This window comes from Methylibium sp. (assembly GCF_013817365.1).
Lineage (GTDB): Bacteria > Pseudomonadota > Gammaproteobacteria > Burkholderiales > Burkholderiaceae_C > Methylibium.
The window spans coordinates 1-2,094 of the sequence record NZ_JACDCU010000592.1 but is presented as its reverse complement, the minus strand read 5'-3'; the positions used below and the strand labels follow the sequence as shown (position 1 = coordinate 2,094).

At 66.2% G+C, this 2,094-nt stretch carries 2 protein-coding genes; both read left to right on the top strand.

The features are described 5' to 3' along the window. Positions 1-250: 250 nt before the first annotated feature. Positions 251-1,186, top strand: a complete 936-nt coding sequence (locus H0W38_RS21755) for a LysR family transcriptional regulator (RefSeq protein ID WP_292458144.1) — start codon at positions 251-253, stop codon at positions 1,184-1,186. A gap of 158 nt (positions 1,187-1,344) precedes the next feature. Beyond that, the gene (locus H0W38_RS21750; protein WP_292458141.1) at positions 1,345-1,656 is read left to right on the top strand and encodes a hypothetical protein; all 312 of its coding nucleotides are present in this window, start codon (positions 1,345-1,347) and stop codon (positions 1,654-1,656) included. The last annotated feature ends 438 nt before the right edge of the window (positions 1,657-2,094 follow it).

Here is a 2,094-nt window from a genome sequence, read left to right as displayed (position 1 = left end):
CGCTGCGCGGGTGGCGAACGCGCCAGGCTTCGTAGCCCTGCCCACTCCAGCGCAGATAGGCTCGCCATACGGCGGCGGACCAGTTCGAGAGGGTCTTCATGTTCGGCTCCTTGGTTGCGATGAAGACGACTTTAGGTTTGCAAAATCGCACTGACAAGCAGATAAAATGCGCTTTGAGTTTGCAAAAAAGCACAGTACCCCAATCACACTGCCGTCGGCCTCGCCTCCGGCTCACCTCTGGAGTCCCTCCGTGTCCACCTCGGTTTTCAACACCGTCATCGCAGCCGAGCAGCGCGCCTTCAACTGGGACGATCTGCGCTACGCACTCGCGGTCGCCGAGGCCGGCTCGCTGGCCGGTGCGGCACGTGCCCTCGATGTGCGCCATTCGACCGTGCTGCGCCGGCTCGACGCGCTGGAGCAACGCCTGGGCGCCCGCCTGTTCGAGCGCCTGCGCAGCGGCTACGCGCCCACCGAGGCGGGCGAGTTGCTGGTCGAGGAGGCGCGCCGCATGCAGCCCGTGCTCGACGAGTTGCAGCGCCGCCTGCTGGGCCGCGACTTGCGCCTGAGCGGCAGCCTGCGGTTGAACACCGCGCACGTTGCCATGCTGTACCTGCTGGCCGAACCGCTGGCGGCGTTTGCCCGTGCGCATCCCGGCATCGCGATCGAAGTCGAGGAAGCGTCGCAACTCGCCGATCTGTCGCGCCGCGATGCCGACGTGGCGCTGCGTCTGAGCAAAGACGTGCCGCAGCACCTGGTCGGCCGCCCGCTGGGGGCCGTGCGTTTTCGCGTTTATGCCCTGCGCGGCGCGGCCGGACTGCCGCAACGGCGCCAGCCGCTCGAGCGGCTGGTCGAGGACGCGCCGTGGATCGGCTACGAGCGCGACCGCCGCGCGCGTTTCTTCGATCGCTGGATGCACGAGAACGTGCCGGCCGAGCGGGTGATGCTGCGCGTCGATCTGCTGCACAGCGCGGTGGCCATGGCCCGGTCGGGCCTGGGTGTGGCGGTGCTGCCGGTGTTCGTCGAGCGCGCCGAGCCGCAGCTCGTGGCGGTGTCGGACGACATCGCGGGGCTGGAAACCCCGCTGTGGCTGCTCACGCATGCCGACCTGCGCCGCACGGCGCGGGTGCGCGTTTTCATGCAAGAGGTCGGCGACGCGCTGGCGCGTTCGCTGACGGCACCGGCATGAAGCCAATCATGCTCAGTTTTCCTGCGTGCTGCGAGGGGGTCGGCCGGTCAGCACCCAACGGGCCGAATGGGGAAGCACCGGGCATTTGCTCGCATGGTTCGCAAGCATTAGCATGCACATGCACATGCTCTTACCCCCCTACCCTGTCCTGGCCCGTCATGAGAACCGAACGAATCACATTCCTATCCACCCCGCAGTTCAAGGCGCTTCTGGTCGAGCAGGCAAAGCGCGAAGAGGTCAGCGTTGCCGAACTGGTTCGTCGCCGTTTCGAGCAGCACCCCACTGACGAAGAAGCCGCGTTGCTCAGTCTGGCCAGCGAAGTCCGCAAGGCGGTCACCGAGGCGAAAGTGTCTCTGCAAGGCGGTTTGGTCGAAGCTCGAGAAGTGTTGAAAGAGTTGCAAGCACGGCGTGAAGCGCGAGAGAAGCGGGCTGTTGTTGCGGGCGGGAGGAACAAGGCGGCGCACGCATGAGCGCCTTTGGCGAGGCCATCGGTGCCCTCAAAGAAGCCCTGCGACTTTCGGACGATGTGAAGAGAGCTGGCGAAGTCCTCAGGGAAACGTCTCGGGAGCTCCGGGATCACGACCGGCGCATCACGCGCGTTGAGGCCCAACTGGAGTTGCTTACCGGCCCGGCACGCGTGAGAAAGCTCAGGTCCGAATAGGCGCTGGCGCGGCGACCCCCCGACTGATCGGTACGGCTCTCCCTCGCGGGGGCGCTTTGTGTACCGCAGGAGAGGAGCAGTTCAGTTCTCGTCAGCGGCCCGCCGCCGTGCGAACTCGATGAACCAATCCACGCATCCCGCATTCGCCATCGCATCCGCGTTGAGCACCTGCTTCGCATCCGCGCCCATCAGCAGCTTCTTCACCGGCAGCTCCATCTTCTTGCCCGACAAGGTCCGCGGCACCGCT